The organism is Halorubrum ejinorense (assembly GCF_055389685.1).
In genome coordinates this window covers 670,981-684,604 of record NZ_AP043777.1, presented here as the reverse complement: position 1 = coordinate 684,604, position 13,624 = coordinate 670,981, and the positions used below count along the sequence as shown (strand labels likewise).

Annotated in this window: 15 protein-coding genes; 8 read left to right on the top strand and 7 right to left on the bottom strand. The window is 66.9% G+C overall.

The genetic code is table 11. From position 1 onward, the window contains the following. The first annotated feature begins 61 nt into the window (after positions 1-61). On the top strand, positions 62-217 hold the full coding sequence (locus ACZ5KW_RS04400) for a hypothetical protein (RefSeq protein WP_343776104.1): 156 nt from the start codon (positions 62-64) through the stop codon (positions 215-217). A 168-nt stretch (positions 218-385) separates the two neighbouring features. Beyond that, a complete protein-coding gene (locus ACZ5KW_RS04395) occupies positions 386-2,266 on the top strand; it encodes a cation:proton antiporter domain-containing protein (protein ID WP_343776106.1) in 1,881 nt (626 codons plus the stop codon). Between the two features lie 75 nt (positions 2,267-2,341). On the opposite strand, the gene ACZ5KW_RS04390 is transcribed toward ACZ5KW_RS04395, so the two are convergent. The 3 genes from ACZ5KW_RS04390 to ACZ5KW_RS04380 all read right to left on the bottom strand — a co-directional run bounded on the left by ACZ5KW_RS04390 (position 2,342) and on the right by ACZ5KW_RS04380 (position 5,756). Beyond that, positions 2,342-3,589 carry an RNA-guided endonuclease InsQ/TnpB family protein gene (locus ACZ5KW_RS04390; RefSeq protein ID WP_343776107.1) on the bottom strand — a complete coding sequence of 416 codons (1,248 nt, stop codon included), beginning with the start codon at positions 3,587-3,589 and terminating at the stop codon, positions 2,342-2,344. Positions 3,590-3,768: 179 nt separating this feature from the next. Next, positions 3,769-4,686 (bottom strand): SDR family NAD(P)-dependent oxidoreductase, encoded by a 918-nt coding sequence (locus ACZ5KW_RS04385; RefSeq protein WP_343776109.1) that lies wholly within the window; start codon positions 4,684-4,686, stop codon positions 3,769-3,771. A 149-nt stretch (positions 4,687-4,835) separates the two neighbouring features. After that, a complete protein-coding gene (locus ACZ5KW_RS04380) occupies positions 4,836-5,756 on the bottom strand; it encodes an NAD(P)/FAD-dependent oxidoreductase (RefSeq protein ID WP_343776111.1) in 921 nt (306 codons plus the stop codon). Positions 5,757-6,042: 286 nt separating this feature from the next. On the opposite strand from ACZ5KW_RS04380, the gene trxA reads away from it, so the two are divergent. Further along, a complete protein-coding gene (gene trxA / locus ACZ5KW_RS04375) occupies positions 6,043-6,450 on the top strand; it encodes a thioredoxin (RefSeq protein ID WP_343776113.1) in 408 nt (135 codons plus the stop codon). A gap of 62 nt (positions 6,451-6,512) precedes the next feature. On the opposite strand, the gene ACZ5KW_RS04370 is transcribed toward trxA, so the two are convergent. Then, positions 6,513-7,217 carry a type 1 glutamine amidotransferase gene (locus ACZ5KW_RS04370; RefSeq protein WP_343776115.1) on the bottom strand — a complete coding sequence of 235 codons (705 nt, stop codon included), beginning with the start codon at positions 7,215-7,217 and terminating at the stop codon, positions 6,513-6,515. 288 nt (positions 7,218-7,505) lie between these two features. Here ACZ5KW_RS04370 and ACZ5KW_RS04365 point away from each other — a divergent pair, with 288 nt between their 5' ends. After that, positions 7,506-7,904, top strand: coding sequence for a helix-turn-helix domain-containing protein (locus ACZ5KW_RS04365; RefSeq protein WP_343776117.1), 399 nt, complete (start codon positions 7,506-7,508; stop codon positions 7,902-7,904). Positions 7,905-7,968: 64 nt separating this feature from the next. Here ACZ5KW_RS04365 and ACZ5KW_RS04360 read toward each other — a convergent pair whose 3' ends face one another. Next, positions 7,969-8,973, bottom strand: coding sequence for an arsenic resistance protein (locus ACZ5KW_RS04360; protein WP_343776119.1), 1,005 nt, complete (start codon positions 8,971-8,973; stop codon positions 7,969-7,971). A 539-nt stretch (positions 8,974-9,512) separates the two neighbouring features. Here ACZ5KW_RS04360 and ACZ5KW_RS04355 point away from each other — a divergent pair. The 4 genes from ACZ5KW_RS04355 to ACZ5KW_RS04340 all read left to right on the top strand — a co-directional run bounded on the left by ACZ5KW_RS04355 (position 9,513) and on the right by ACZ5KW_RS04340 (position 12,596). Further along, complete coding sequence (locus tag ACZ5KW_RS04355) at positions 9,513-10,379, top strand: 4Fe-4S binding protein (RefSeq protein ID WP_464388583.1); 867 nt, start codon at positions 9,513-9,515, stop codon at positions 10,377-10,379. Positions 10,380-10,579: 200 nt separating this feature from the next. Next, positions 10,580-10,825, top strand: a complete 246-nt coding sequence (locus tag ACZ5KW_RS04350) for a sulfurtransferase TusA family protein (protein ID WP_343776123.1) — start codon at positions 10,580-10,582, stop codon at positions 10,823-10,825. Next, complete coding sequence (locus ACZ5KW_RS04345; protein WP_343776125.1) at positions 10,822-11,961, top strand: NAD(P)/FAD-dependent oxidoreductase; 1,140 nt, start codon at positions 10,822-10,824, stop codon at positions 11,959-11,961. The genes ACZ5KW_RS04350 and ACZ5KW_RS04345 overlap by 4 nt, the downstream gene beginning before the upstream one ends. A 2-nt stretch (positions 11,962-11,963) precedes the next feature. Beyond that, the gene (locus tag ACZ5KW_RS04340; RefSeq protein WP_343776126.1) at positions 11,964-12,596 is read left to right on the top strand and encodes a helical membrane plugin domain-containing protein; all 633 of its coding nucleotides are present in this window, start codon (positions 11,964-11,966) and stop codon (positions 12,594-12,596) included. Between the two features lie 190 nt (positions 12,597-12,786). On the opposite strand, the gene ACZ5KW_RS04335 is transcribed toward ACZ5KW_RS04340, so the two are convergent. After that, positions 12,787-13,371, bottom strand: a complete 585-nt coding sequence (locus ACZ5KW_RS04335; protein ID WP_343776128.1) for a DsrE/DsrF/DrsH-like family protein — start codon at positions 13,369-13,371, stop codon at positions 12,787-12,789. Positions 13,372-13,373: 2 nt separating this feature from the next. Beyond that, the gene (locus ACZ5KW_RS04330; protein WP_343776130.1) at positions 13,374-13,619 is read right to left on the bottom strand and encodes a sulfurtransferase TusA family protein; all 246 of its coding nucleotides are present in this window, start codon (positions 13,617-13,619) and stop codon (positions 13,374-13,376) included. Positions 13,620-13,624 lie beyond the last annotated feature (5 nt).

Here is a 13,624-nt window from a genome sequence, read left to right as displayed (position 1 = left end):
TATTATCACGGACGAGTTCGCGAACAGAAGACATATATTCCCGATGGAGAACTGACCGGGCATGAACTGTGAGAGATGCGGTATCGACGCCTCGCTCACGCACCGTGACGTCGACGGCTTCGCGTACTACCTGTGTGGCGCCTGTGTCAGGGGCTGGGACGCGGTGCGGTCCGTGTCGACGGACTCGACCGACGACGCGCGCTCGCCGGCGCGGTAGGCCGACGGCACCGCGGGCGGGCGGCAGCAGTCCGGTTCAGAGTCCGCTCGCCGTCGCCGCGGCGGGAGCGCGTCGCGGGCGGATCGCGGTTCCGACCGGTCGCGGGGCGACGCATCAACCGTCTTTTATTCCGGCGCAGTAGTAGACGTTCACACAGGTGAACCCAGTGTGGCACAGGAGTTCCTGATTCCACTGGTCGCGGGGATCATCGGACTCGGCGTCCTCGCACAGATCCTCGCGGCTCGGCTCCGAGTACCGAGTATCATCTTCTTCCTGTTGGTCGGGGTGATAATCGGGAGACCGGGACTCGGAATCGTGACCAGCGAGACCTTCGGGAGCTCCCTCCCGGCGATCGTCGGGCTCGCGGTCGCGATCATCGTGTTCGAGGGCGCCTTCCACCTGGAGTTCGAGCGCATCCAGAAGGCGCCGCGGGCGGCGGTTCGGCTCGTGACGATCGGCGCCGCCATCGCGCTGGTCGGCACCGCGGTTGCGGTCCGGTTCCTCGAGGGGTTACCCTGGGCGCTCTCGTTCGTGATCGGCGCGCTGCTCGTCGCCACGGGACCGACGGTCATCTCTCCGATCCTCGAGGTCGTCCCGGTCAGGGACCAAGTCGCGGCCGTCCTCGAGACCGAGGGGATCGTCAACGACGTGACGGCCGCGATCACGGCCGTCGTGCTCTTCGAGGCCGTGAACCCGACGGTCGCCGCAGAGGGGCTCGTCCGCGGCTTCGCGCTCCGGCTCGGCGGCGGCCTCCTCGTCGGTCTCGTCGTCGCGGGCGTCCTCTACTACCTGCTCCGGTACGTCGACCTCTCGCCCGGCGCGGCGCCGCGGAACGCGCGGCTGCTCGTGCTCGCCGGCGCGCTGGCCGCGTTCGCCGGCGCGAACCAGCTAGCGAGCGAGGCCGGCGTCGCGGCCGCCGCCACCGCGGGCCTCGCTCTCGGGAACTTAGACGTCCCGTACAAAGAGGAGATCACCGACTTCAAAGGCGACATCACGCTGCTCGTGTTGTCGTTCGTGTTCATCGCGCTCGCCGCCCAGTTGCCGCCGGCGGCGATATTCGACGTGGGGCTCGCCGGGCTCGGGGTGGTCGTCGTCATCGCCGTCGTGATCCGGCCGCTCCTCGTGTTCGTCTCCACGATCGGCGATCGGTTCACCCTCTCGGAGCGACTGTTCATCAGCGCCATCGGACCGCGCGGGATCATCCCGGCGTCGGTCGCGACGCTGTTCGCCACCGAGCTCAGGGCGGCCGCAACCGAGCTCAACGACCCCGCCCTCGCACAGCAGGCGGACCTCCTGATCGGGACGGTGTTCCTGGTCATCTTCGTCACCGCCCTCGTTCAGGGCGGGCTGGCACGCTACATCGCGCAGTACCTCAACGTCATACCCATGAGAGTCATCATCGTCGGAGGCGGGCAGGTGGGCCGCGCGCTCGCCGAACGCCTCGAAGACCGCGGCGAAAACGTCGTCATCGTCGAACACGATGAGGCGAAGGTCGAATCGCTCCGAAACGACGGCTTCTCCACCGTCATCGGCGACGGAACGGACACGGAGCTGTTGCGGAAGGCGGGGGCGGACAACGCCAAGATCGTCGTCGCCGCCACCGGTGACGACGACGCGAACCTCCTCGTCGCGCAGCTATCGAAGACGAATTTCGGCGTCGAGCGCGTCTTAGCGAAGGCGAACAACTCCGACAACGTCGAGGCGTTCGAGGACTTAGGCGTGAGAACCATCTCGGCCGCGATGTCGGCCGCGTGGGCCCTCGACAACCAGATCGAGCGGCCGGACCTGGCCCACTGGATGACCGAGGTCGGTCACAACGGCGACGTCCAACAGCTCGAGGTCACCAACGAGACGTTCTTCGGCAAGAAGGTCAAGGAGGTGGGGACATTGCTGCCCGACGGCTGTCTGATCGCCGTCATCAGCGACGGAGACCGGGAGTCGGTCGAAGTCCCGGGCGCGGACACCGTCATCGAGCGCGGCGACCACGTCACGCTCCTCGGGCAGCGCGAGGCCGTCCGCGAGGGGATGGAACTGGTCGGCGGCGCGTAAACTACCCTACCCTACTCCCTCGGCGCTATGCGCCTCGGTCCTTGAGGGTAGGGCTTTGATGTGGACTCCCGGCAATCAGTCGCCAGCAAGAGGCTGGTAACTCTCGCCGTTCAAGGTCCCACCATTCACACGCACGTCTACTGGTGCGTCTCCGTCCCCCGACTTGGGCGAGGAACGGAGTTTGTGCTGTCGCTTCCGAGCGTACCGCACACCAATGTTCTTCGCAGCGTTATAATCCGCGTTGACCTCATAGCTGCATTTCTGGCACTCGAAGTGTTCACCGTGGCGGTTGCCGTCGTGCGTAAAGCCACAGTCTGTTCGAGAACAGCGTTGGGATGTGTGGTTCGGCTCGACCTGCTCCACGGAGACCCCCTGTTCAGGGCCTTTGTATGAGACGTATTCAAACAGGCGTCGGAACGCCCAGACGTGGTGCCACTTCGCGTGTGGAAGCCGCTCTCGAATGTCGCTCAACTCCTCGAACGCGATTACGTCGCAGTCGTGTTCGACGGCTTCCGAGACGAGTTCGTTGGCGATCGTGTGGATGTACTGTTTGCGCCAGGCTTCTTCACGCTTCCCGAGGCGAAGCAGGGCCTTGTGTGCGGCCTCCGTGCCGCGTTGTTGCATCTCACCACGTCGCTTCTCGAACTCACGACACCAGTGGTCGTAGTCGTCCCCCTGCCAAAACGTGCCGGTTGAGGACACAGCGAGGCTGTTGACGCCGAGGTCGATACCGAGGACCGTTTGGTCGGAGTGCCCGGTATCTTCCGAAACCCCATCGTCACTGTGTGTCCGCCGCGTCGAAATGTTGAGGTAGAACTCGTCAGTGGCCGCGTCGTACCGAAGCGTACTCTCGCGGAACTCATAGTTCTCGGAGAGTACGTACCGCTCGTAGGGCGTCGGACTGTCTGCCGGGAGAACAAACGAGGGTTCGACTCGGCCCTCAACAGTTGCCAGTGACACCTTGTTCCGGTAGAAGGTCGCGCTCCGTGTGTCGTAGTCCATCGTTTCGGCGGTGAACGTCGGTTGAGAGACGCGCTGTCCCTTTTTCCACCGTTCGACACACGCTTTGACGGCTTCGACAGCACGTTTGATAGCGGCTTGGACAAGTTGGGCCTGTAGGTCTGTCTCCTCCCGAAGTTCGGCGTAGAGCGCGTCACGAACCTCTCGCTTGTTGGTCTTACACTCAGTGTAGGAGGTGTCGGACCAACAGTAGTCGGCGGTTCGGTTCGCACAATACCGGTATTGGTCGGCGGTTCGGTGGAGTGCGTCGCGTTGCTCGTCGGAAACGGCGAGTTTCACGACGGCGGTTCGACGCACACCCATAGTTTCAGAGAGTACCCGACGGTACTTATAGGCCTGGGAGTCGGTCGGTCGCGGTGTGGCGGTTGTGTCGTCCCATGTCGGTTTCCTCCCCGACCTACTCGCTCACTCCGTTTGCTCCTTGAGGTCGGGGGCTCCACCTCGAAAATGCTGAGGCCGCCGAGCGCGAGGCCGCGGAACCGTCACTCCGAACCCGGCGACGCGTCCGGCAGCGGCGGATCGATGCCGAGCAGATCGGCGCTCACCTCCCACAGGCGGCGGGCCGCGGTCGCGTCCCGCGCCGCCCGCGACGGCTCGGTAGGTCGCCGGTCGGCGAAGTACTTCCCGGTGACGTCGGCCGTCTCGGGCGACACGGCGGGAACGAGCAGCTCGGCGGCACCGTCCGCGACGCTCGTCACGAACGGCAGCGCGTCGAGCGCCTGAAGCGCGCGCGGCAGCGGGCCCGGGAGGAACCGACTGAACCCGCTGCCGGGGATCGCTCCGGGGTGGATGCTGTTCGAGACGACGGACCGATCGAGCGTCTCGACGCGCTTGGCGAGTTCGGCCGCGAACAGGACGTTGGCGAGCTTCGAGTGCCCGTACGCCCACGTGGCCGAGTAGTCCTCGACCGTGCGGACCCGCGTGAGGTCGAGTTCGGACCCCCGATGGGCGGCGGAGGCCGTCGTCACGACCCGGCTGCCGTCGGTGAGGTGATCGAGGAGCTCGGCCGTCAACAGGTAGGGACCGAGGTGGTTCACGTGGAACGTGTACTCGACGCCGAGGTCGGTCCGTCGCCCCTCTCGGAAGAAGCCGCCGGCGTTGTTGATCAAGACGTCGAGCCCGTCGGTCGCTTCCCGGACGGTCGCCGCGAGGTCGCGGACCGAGTCGGGGTCGGCGAAGTCCGCCGGCACGAACCGCGCGTCCGACCCGGTCGCTTCGAGTTCGTCGACGACGGCGTCGCCGGCGGACCGGTCGCGGCCGTGAACGATGACGTCGGCGCCGAGCCGTCCGAGCGCGAGGGCCGCCGCCCGTCCGATCCCGCTCGTCGAGCCGGTGACGAGCGCCTGAACCCCGTCGCAGTCCACGCCCTCGACGCCGGCGATCTCCTCTGGTCGGCTCATGGGGTACGTTCGTGCCGAGTACACTTGAGACCCATCGCGGACGGCCCCGTTCGACGCGCCGGCGTCGACGCGTCGCCCGGGGGCACGGACCGAGGATCGGTGCGGGCAACGAAGGCGGGAGGGACGGCGGCTCGGCAGCGACGAGTCGGTCAGGCCGGCTGCGACTCGAGTTTCTTGTAGTCGATGTAGTCCGCACCGCGGAGCTCCTCGAGGAGGTTGATCGCCGCGCGGGCCCCTTCCCCGACGGAGGTGGCGATCTGTTGGTGCCCGCCCGTGACGTCGCCCGCCGCGTACACCCGGTCTACCGGCGTCGACTGGTCGGGGTCGGTGACGATGTCGTCGCCGTCGACGGGGACCCCGAGCATCTCCGCGAGGTCGGTGCCGCCGGCGGTACCCAGCGCGACGAACAGCCCGTCGATCGCGATCTCCTCGCCCGAGCGCGTGACAGCGGCTTCGAGCCCCTCCTCCCCGACGAGCCGGTCGAGCCGGTCGGTGGTCACGGGGATCCCCGCGTCGGCGACTCGCTCTCGAAGCCCCTCGTCGGCCTCGAACGACGACCCGTTGGTGAGAATCCGGACGTCGTCGGTGTAGTCGAGCAGCATCAGCGCCTCCGTCGCGGCGTAGTTGTCGTCCCCGACGACGGCGACGGGGCTGTCTCGGTAGAAGTACGCGTCACACTCGACGCAGTAGGAGACGCCGCGGCCCTCGTACGACGCCACGTCTCCGATGGCCGGTCGCTCGTAGTCGGCGCCCGTGGCGATGATCACGCCGTCGACGGCGTACTCGTCGACCGTCGTTTCGATCCGGTACCGCTCGTCGTCGGGTTCGATCCGGACGACTTCCTCTTCGACGATTTCGGCGCCGTACTTCTTCGCGTGTCGTTGACCCAAGTCGACGAGCTCTGGACCGGTGACGCCCTCCGGGAATCCGTAAACGTTCTCCATCGTGTCCACGTCGCGGGTCGTCCCGCCGCCGTCGTCGAACACGAGCGTCCGCCTGTCCGCTCTGGCCGTGTAGATGGCGGCGTTCAGTCCGGTCGGGCCGCCGCCGATGATCGCGACACCAGACATGCGTATTGTATATTTTGTACTATACTCACTTATGTATTCCGGCCGCACGGAGATCGCGCGCGGCGTCTCACACGGCTCTGAAACGCACAGCAGCTACCGGAGGAAGCAGATTCAAACGCACATGGACGCGCCTGACCGCCTCTATCGTCTCGTGTTGTCGGCACGCTCGGATGGTCGAACACGGCCGGTACGCTGACATCGGATGTCGATCGGCATCAATCCGCTCGGTAGATATTGTACATAACACACATAACCATTATATGGATCTAGCCGCAAGGGAGACGCGATGAGCGATCGAGACGAGATCCGACGAAAGAAGCTCGAGGAGCTACGGGAGAGAGCGACGGACGGCGGCGCCGCCGAAGCCGTCGAGGGTCGACGCGAACCCGTTCACGTCGAGGGCGACGACCACTTCGACGAACTCGTCGCGGCGGACGGGGTCGTTCTCGTCGACTTCTACGCGGACTGGTGTGGTCCGTGTCAGATGCTCGAACCGATCGTCGAGGAGCTGGCCGCCGAGACCGACGCCACCGTGGCCAAGGTCGACATCGACCGGCACCAGGGGCTGGCACAGCGACACCAGGTTCGGGGCGTCCCGACGATGTCCCTCTTCGCCGACGGCGAGGAGGTCGAACAGATGGTGGGTGTAAAGCAGAAGGCGGAGCTACGCTCGGTGATCGAACGGTACGCCTGAACGCGCCGCGGCGGTGTCGGCCCGCGGAGACTCGCGGCGAGCCGCTCCGCGGGCGACTGTGGTCAGGCCCGCTGGACCGGCTGATGGGTTTCAGCGAGGCGTCGGAAGTTATCGAAGATCCGTTTACTCGCCCGAGCGGCCTCGACGGATTCGTCGGAGATACCGTTGAGCACGGAGCGGACGCGTTCGTCCGGGAGGTCCTTGCCCTCCGTCACCCAGACCGCGGTCTCGCGGTCGTACTCCGGGTGGAACTGGACGCCGTACGTGCTTCCGACGCGGAACGCCTGTACACCGTTGTCGTTGCGAGCGAGCGTCGCCGCGCCCGCGGGGAGCTCCACGACCCGATCTGAGTGGGTCTCGAAGCTGGTGAACGTCTCGGGGACGCCCTCGAGTAACGGGTCCTCCCCCACGCGTTCGATCCGCTCGTACCCGAGTTCGTACGCACCCATGTCGGCGACTCGGCCGCCCAGCGCCTGTGCGAGGAACTGGTGGCCCCAACAAATTCCGAGGATCGGTACGTCGGACCGGTGAACCCGGCGGACCCACTCCGTCGCCTCGTGGATCCAGTCGCGGTCGTCGTACACTGAGGTCTGCGAGCCGCTGATGACGACGCCGTCGAAGCGCCAGTCCGCCGCCGACACCGACGGCGGGAACTCGCCGTCGCTGATCTTGTAGACGGAGAGGTCCGCGTCGAGTTCGCGACGGAGGTTCGACTCCGCCGGGGTGTCGCCCACTGACGCGTCGATCACCGCGAGTGCCGGGCTCATACTGTACCCGAGGAGTGGTAACGCCAAGTACTTTTGTGTGTAATGTACTATACACGCACAGTTGATCTGCGGTCACCTCTGACCGGGTCCACCGCGGACCGTGATCGGGCGAGTGTCAGCACGTGCGCCGTCAAGGGGGGCTGTATCTGGCGTCGCACGCGGACGAGGCCGGGTGATCCGGCGCCGTCTCGACGTCGAAACACGGAGTCCGAATCGGTGTCTCGCCGCTTAGTATTGTGAAAAATACGCAAATGTATTAAGTGGCCTTGCTCCGTACTCCGTCTCGGAATGGTCGATTCGGTCGCTGACCAGCTCACACGGGACATGGACTGTGAAGCGCTGCTCGGTTGTTTCTACGGGCACACCGGGTTAGACGAGTCGTGTTTCCGGGCGCTCGGATCGTCGAATCGGCCGCTGACGGTCGACGACGTCGCGGCGGCGGTCGGGCACGACCGGTCGACGGTGTACCGGTCGGTCCAGCGGTTGCTCGCGACCGGAGTGGTCGAGAAGGAGCAGGTGAACTACGACGACGGCGGCTACTGTCACGTCTACTCCGTCGTGGACTCCGGAGCGGTCAGTCGTGACATGTACCGGACGCTCAACGACTGGTACACGGAGTTCGACGGGGCCATCGATGACTTCGCGATACCGGACACCGGGCCCGACTCGCCACCCGTCCGGGACTGATCGAGGCGCCGTTCCGGCGAGGACGTCGGGCGCCGCCGTATTACGGCGGCGTGACGCGCTCGGCTCAGACGAGTCGCGCGGCCGCTTCGCGGATCGAGAGCCCCTCGCCGACGACGTCACGCCGATAGTGCATGTACACCGCACCCAACGGTGGCTGGATGACGTACGCCAGCGCGATCGGCAGGACCGCGGCGGCGGGAATCGCCTCGGCGGCGACGACGATCGCCAGCGCTATCGAGAGGTTGCGCATGCTGGTGGCGTACACCAGCGCGACCGCCCGCGGCGGGTCCAGCAGGGCCCGTCCGAGGAGGACAGCGACGCTGAGGAGCGCGGCGTAAAACACCACCAAGGGGAAGATCGTACTCGCCGAGGCGACCGGATCCGCGAGGATCTGACTCGACCGTAAGGTCATCGCGACGAACACGATCAACAGTACGCCGAGAGACGACAGCCCGCCGAACAGGGGTTTCAGCCGTTTGAATCCCTCCGGAGAGTATCGCCGGAGCAACAGCCCGCGGGTGAGCGTGCCGGCGACCATCGGCGCGACGACGATTTGGAGGAGCTGCCGGTACAGTGCGGACGGATCGAACCCGACGTTGGCGGGCACGAGTACCGACAGGTACGCCGGCAGGATCGCGACCGCTGCCAGTAGGTTCACCGCCATCGCGACCAGTGCCGCCTCGAGGTCGCCGTCGGCGAGGCCGGTCCACGCCGCCGTCATTCCCGAAGTCGGGATGAGGGCGATGAAGTACAGCCCGACGGCGTAGGCGACGTTCCCGCCGAAAAAGCCCCGAGCGAGGCCGATCGCCAGCGCCGGGGCGATCCCGAAGTTGACCAGCAGGCTCACCCCAACCGGTCCGGCGTGATCCCGGACGTTGACCACCTCTCGGAGGTCGACGTTGATCATCATCGGGTAGATCATGACGAACAGGATCGGGGTGACGGCGATCTTCAGTGCGCCCTTCGTCGCCGGACCGGCGACCTGGCCGAACGCGAGTCCGACGGCGAGAGACCCGACGACGACGTAGATGAGGTGCTCTTTGACCCCGGTGAGGAACGCGCGTATCATCTCGCGTCGGTGACCCGCCCTATGTCCAGTCGTTCGACCCGGTGGGACACCGCCGCTCGTCGGACGGGCGGGCGGAGTATCGCCGCCGGGCTAGTTCGCTCCGTGGTCCGTGAACGCTCCCGGTCCGGGCCGATGGCGGCGTTACCGCCCGACGCCTCGACGGGTCCGGAGGCGAGCGCGAGAACCGTCCCGCTCGGACCGAAGCCAGTGTGCGATCCAATGAACTCGAAGAGTGTCTCGGGCGCCACGCATTTACTTGTGTGCGTTTCGTACAAAAATGTGCGGGTGACACTCGCATGGGTTTCCGAGGGCACGGCTCGCACTGAATGCGAGCAGAGGGCATTGGAACGTGTATTTGAGGAATTCTGCGAAACGATCTCTCGATCCTCAACGCGTTCGAGCCGGGGTGGGGATACGTAATCGACCCGCGGAAAGCTTAGAATTGTGAAATACCCACAATTACTAGGTGGAACACGCCGATACACTCGTCCGCGTCAAGCATGCCCCTGCGAGAACGAGCGAGGAGACTCACGGACCGAGTGCGATCGGCGGTGGCCGGTGAGCGAACGGTCCGATTGGTCGAGCGACTCCGACGGGTGCGCGGCGGCGACCCGTGGTTCGACAAACGAGGACTCGACACCGTTCGTCGGCGACCGGTCGACGACGAGACCATCGAGCGGCGACGACGGCGACAGCGGTATCTCGGCGTCGCCTTCGTCGGGCTGCTCGTAGCGGCGATCTGGTACCCCGTGCTCGCGGGAGTCGGCGTCGTCGGGTGTGCCACCGCGGCGGTCGGAGTGGGTGCCGTTCGGGGGCGGTTCTACTGTAACCACCTCTGTCCCCGGGGCGGGCTGCTCGACGGTTACGTTCGACTGTTCAGCCGCGGGAAGCGAACGCCGGACTGGTTCAATCACCCGCTGATCCGCGTCGTCGTGGCGGCGACGGCGTTCGGGCTTCTCGCGACGGGGATCCGCGCGGCGTGGCGACAGGGCGGATCGCTCGGCGTCCCGTTCCTGACCATGCTCGCCGTGAGCACGCTCGTCGCCGTCGGTCTCGGCGTCGTTTACCACCAGCGCGCCTGGTGTCAGGTCTGTCCGGCCGGAACGCTCTCACACGCCGTCCATCGGATCGCGGAAGCGCTGGGCCGCGACCCCGCACCGCGCGTCGAAGTCGACGCGGACGCGTGCGTGGACTGCGGCCGGTGTGGGACGGTGTGTCGTCAGGATATCAACCCGGGACAGTACGCCGACCGGGAGGTCACCGACCACGGCGACGTGTTCTCGTGGGGAGGCACTGAGGGTGCGACTCGCGAGGCCGACGGCGTCGTGGACCACGGGGACTGCCTCCAGTGTTCGGCCTGCGTCGAGGAGTGCCCCACGGACGCGCTGTCGTTCGACGCGGAGTAGGCGGACAGCGACTCGGTCGTGTACGGTGCGCTGAATCGAGCGTCACGGCCCCTCGTCGCCGACGCGATCGGCTCCACGGCGTCAACGAGGCGGCGGGAACCGCGGACAACACCGGTGTGACCGGACGAATAGTCAGTATTCTTAATAAATGGGTATTCTACACAATACTATTACGGCGGGCCGCGTACTTCCACGCGTACATGACCCAACTCGACATCGAACCGACGGACACCGTGGACTCGCGCGGGGCCGCCTGCCCCGGACCGCTGATGGACCTCATCGGGCAGGTCCGGTCGGCAGACGCCGGCGACGTGGTCCTCCTGTTGAGCGACAGCGATCGGTCGCTGACCGACGTGCCAGAGTGGGTCGACGAGACGGACAACGAGCTGATCGCCGTCGACGAGACGGGCGACGAGTACGGCTTCTACGTGGGGGTCTCGGGATGACGCGCGTCGCGATCCTCGGCGGCGGCACCGGCGGCGCGGTGCTCGCCAACGACCTCGCGGAGCGGCTCGGCGCGGAGATCGACGCCGGCGACGTTGAGGTGACGCTGATCAACGACGGCCCCGACCACGTGTACAAACCCGTCTGGCTGTACGTTCCCTTCGGACAGCGGGAGCCCGCGGACGGGCGACGGCCGCTCAGCGAACTCGTCGACGAGCGGGTAACCCTGACCGTCGACAGAGCGACCGCGATCGACACCGAGCGCAAGTCGCTGGCGCTCGCCGACGGCGACGCGCTCGAGTACGACTACCTCGTCGTCGCGACGGGCTCGACGCTGGCCGACGGGGAGATCCCCGGCCTCGCGGAGGGCGGTCACGACTACTACTCCGAGTCGGGTGCGCTGGCGCTCCGCGAGGAGCTGCTCTCGATGACGGAGGGACATCTCGTGCTTAGCGTCGTCGGAACGCCCCACATGTGTCCCGCCGCGCCGCTGGAGTTCGTCTTCATGGCCGACGACTGGTTCCGCGAGCGCGGGCTCCGGGACGCGATCGACATCACGTACACGTACCCGGTCCAGCGGGTCCACGGGAACCCCCACATCGCCGAGTGGGCGGCACCGCTCATGGAGGAACGCGACATCGACGTGGAGACGTTCTTCAACGCCGAGTCGGTCGACCCCGACGCGAAGGTCATCGGCTCGATGGAGGGCACCGAGATCGAGTACGACCTCCTCGCGGCGATCCCGCCCCACCGCGGCGTCGACGTCGTCGAGGAGGCCGGGCTCGGCGACCGCGGGTGGGTCGACGTGGACAAACACACGCTGGAGGCCGAGGCGGCCGACGACGTGTACGCCCTCGGAGACGCCGCGACGACCGGCGTGCCGAAGGCCGGAAGCGTCGCGCACTACCAGGCGGGCGTCGTGAGTCAACGGATAGCCAGCGAGATCCGCGGTCGCCCCGCGACGGCGACCTACGACGGCAAGACGCTGTGTTTCATCGAGACCGGGATGGACGCGGCGTCGTTCGTCGAGTTCGACTACGAGAGTCCGCCGTCGCCGGCGCCGCCCTCGGAGAAGCTCCACTGGTCGAAGCTGGCGTACAACGAGTCCTACTGGCTCACCGCACGGGGGCTGCTCTGACCATGACGCGGGACACGGCCTCCGAGCAGGTCGCCCTCGAGGCGGCCATCGAGCGGAATCCCGAGGCGGTCGCGCAGTTCGTGGAGCGCCTCGACGCGGTCAACGAGCTGTTGGACGTGCTCGCCCTCGGCGAGAGCGCGCTGGACGACGAGATGGTTCGCGAGCTCTCCGCGACCGGGTCGACGCTCGCCGAGTCCGCGGACGGGCTCGCGACCGACGAGACGGTCGCGCTCGCGGAGACGGTCGGCGAGAACGGCGACGAGCTACGGGAGGCCCTAGAGACGGTGCTCGCGCTCCAGCGGAGCGGGACGCTCGACGAACTGGCCGAGGTCGCGGAGGTCGGGTCGCTGGCCGCCGCCGCGCTCGACGACGAGATGGTCAGGTCGCTGGCCGCCACCGGTTCGTCGCTCGGGGAGGTCGCACAGACCGCCGCGGACGACGACACCCGCGACGGCATCGAGACGCTGCTCCGGGGCCTCGGCGACGCGGAGCGCGCGTCGCCCGAGCCGCTCGGCGCCGTCGGGCTGGTGCGCGGACTGCGCGACCCAGACGTTCAGCACGGGCTCGGCTACCTGCTGACGCTGGCGGCCGCGATCGGCGCGGAGCGGAGCGAGGACGCGTCGGACGCCGACTGAGTCGGCCGACCGGAGCACCCGTTCCGGCGGTCGCCGTCGCTGGGCGTTCGGTGTCGGGGCGGCTGTCGCTTTTACTGTCAGAAGGGGGAACAGCGGTGACCGTCGGCGGCGGAGCGAACCCCCGACGGTCGCGGTCGGCGTCGCGTTCGAGCGCGTTCGAGCGCGTCTGAGCGCGTTCGACCGACGACGCTCAGACGAGCAGTTGGATGTCGGCGTCGGCCATGTCCTGAAGCGCCGTCGCGGCGCCGACGCCGGTGGTGACGCCGTCGTAGAAGTCGTTCTCGTCGTAGTCCATGAGCTCGATGGTCATCTGGCAGGCCTGGAACTCGACGCCCATGTCGAGGCTCGTCTCGAGAAGTTCCTCGACGGTCGCGGTGTCGTTGTCCGCGATGCGTCGCTCCATCATCTTCGTCGTCACGCGGTCCATGCCGGGGAGCGCCGCGACCGCGTTCGGGACCGGCATGTTGGGGTTGCCGACGGAGCTGAGCTTGAGGTTCTTCGAGCGCTCCTCGTGGAGGATATCCAACCCCCAGAACGTGTGGAAGACGGTCACCTCGTAGCCGAACGCGGCGGCGGTGCTGGCGAGGATGAGCGGCGGGTACGCCATGTCGAGCGTCCCCTTCGTCGCGATGATGCTCATCTTCTTGCCGTCCTCGCCCGTGGCGTCGGCGAGCGCCGCCTCGAGTTCGTCGACGCGCGCGGCCAGTTCCGCGCGCGAGGGCGCGTCGTCGGGCGCGGCGCCGTCGGACGGGGCGTCGGATGTGTCCGTGCTCATCGTTACTCCGTCTTGCGCACGTAGTGTTTGTACACGTCGTCGCCCGCTTCCTGACCGACGAGTTCGACACCCGCGGTGCCGGCCGCCCATCCGTCGATGTCGCTCATGCTGCCGGAATCGGTCGCCAGCACTTCGAGGACGTCGCCGACCGCGAGGTCGTCGATGGCTCCCTTCGTCTTCACAACAGGCATGGGGCACGATGCGCCTTTCACGTCGAGCGTCTCCGCGATGTCGTATTCAGCACTCATTGGTT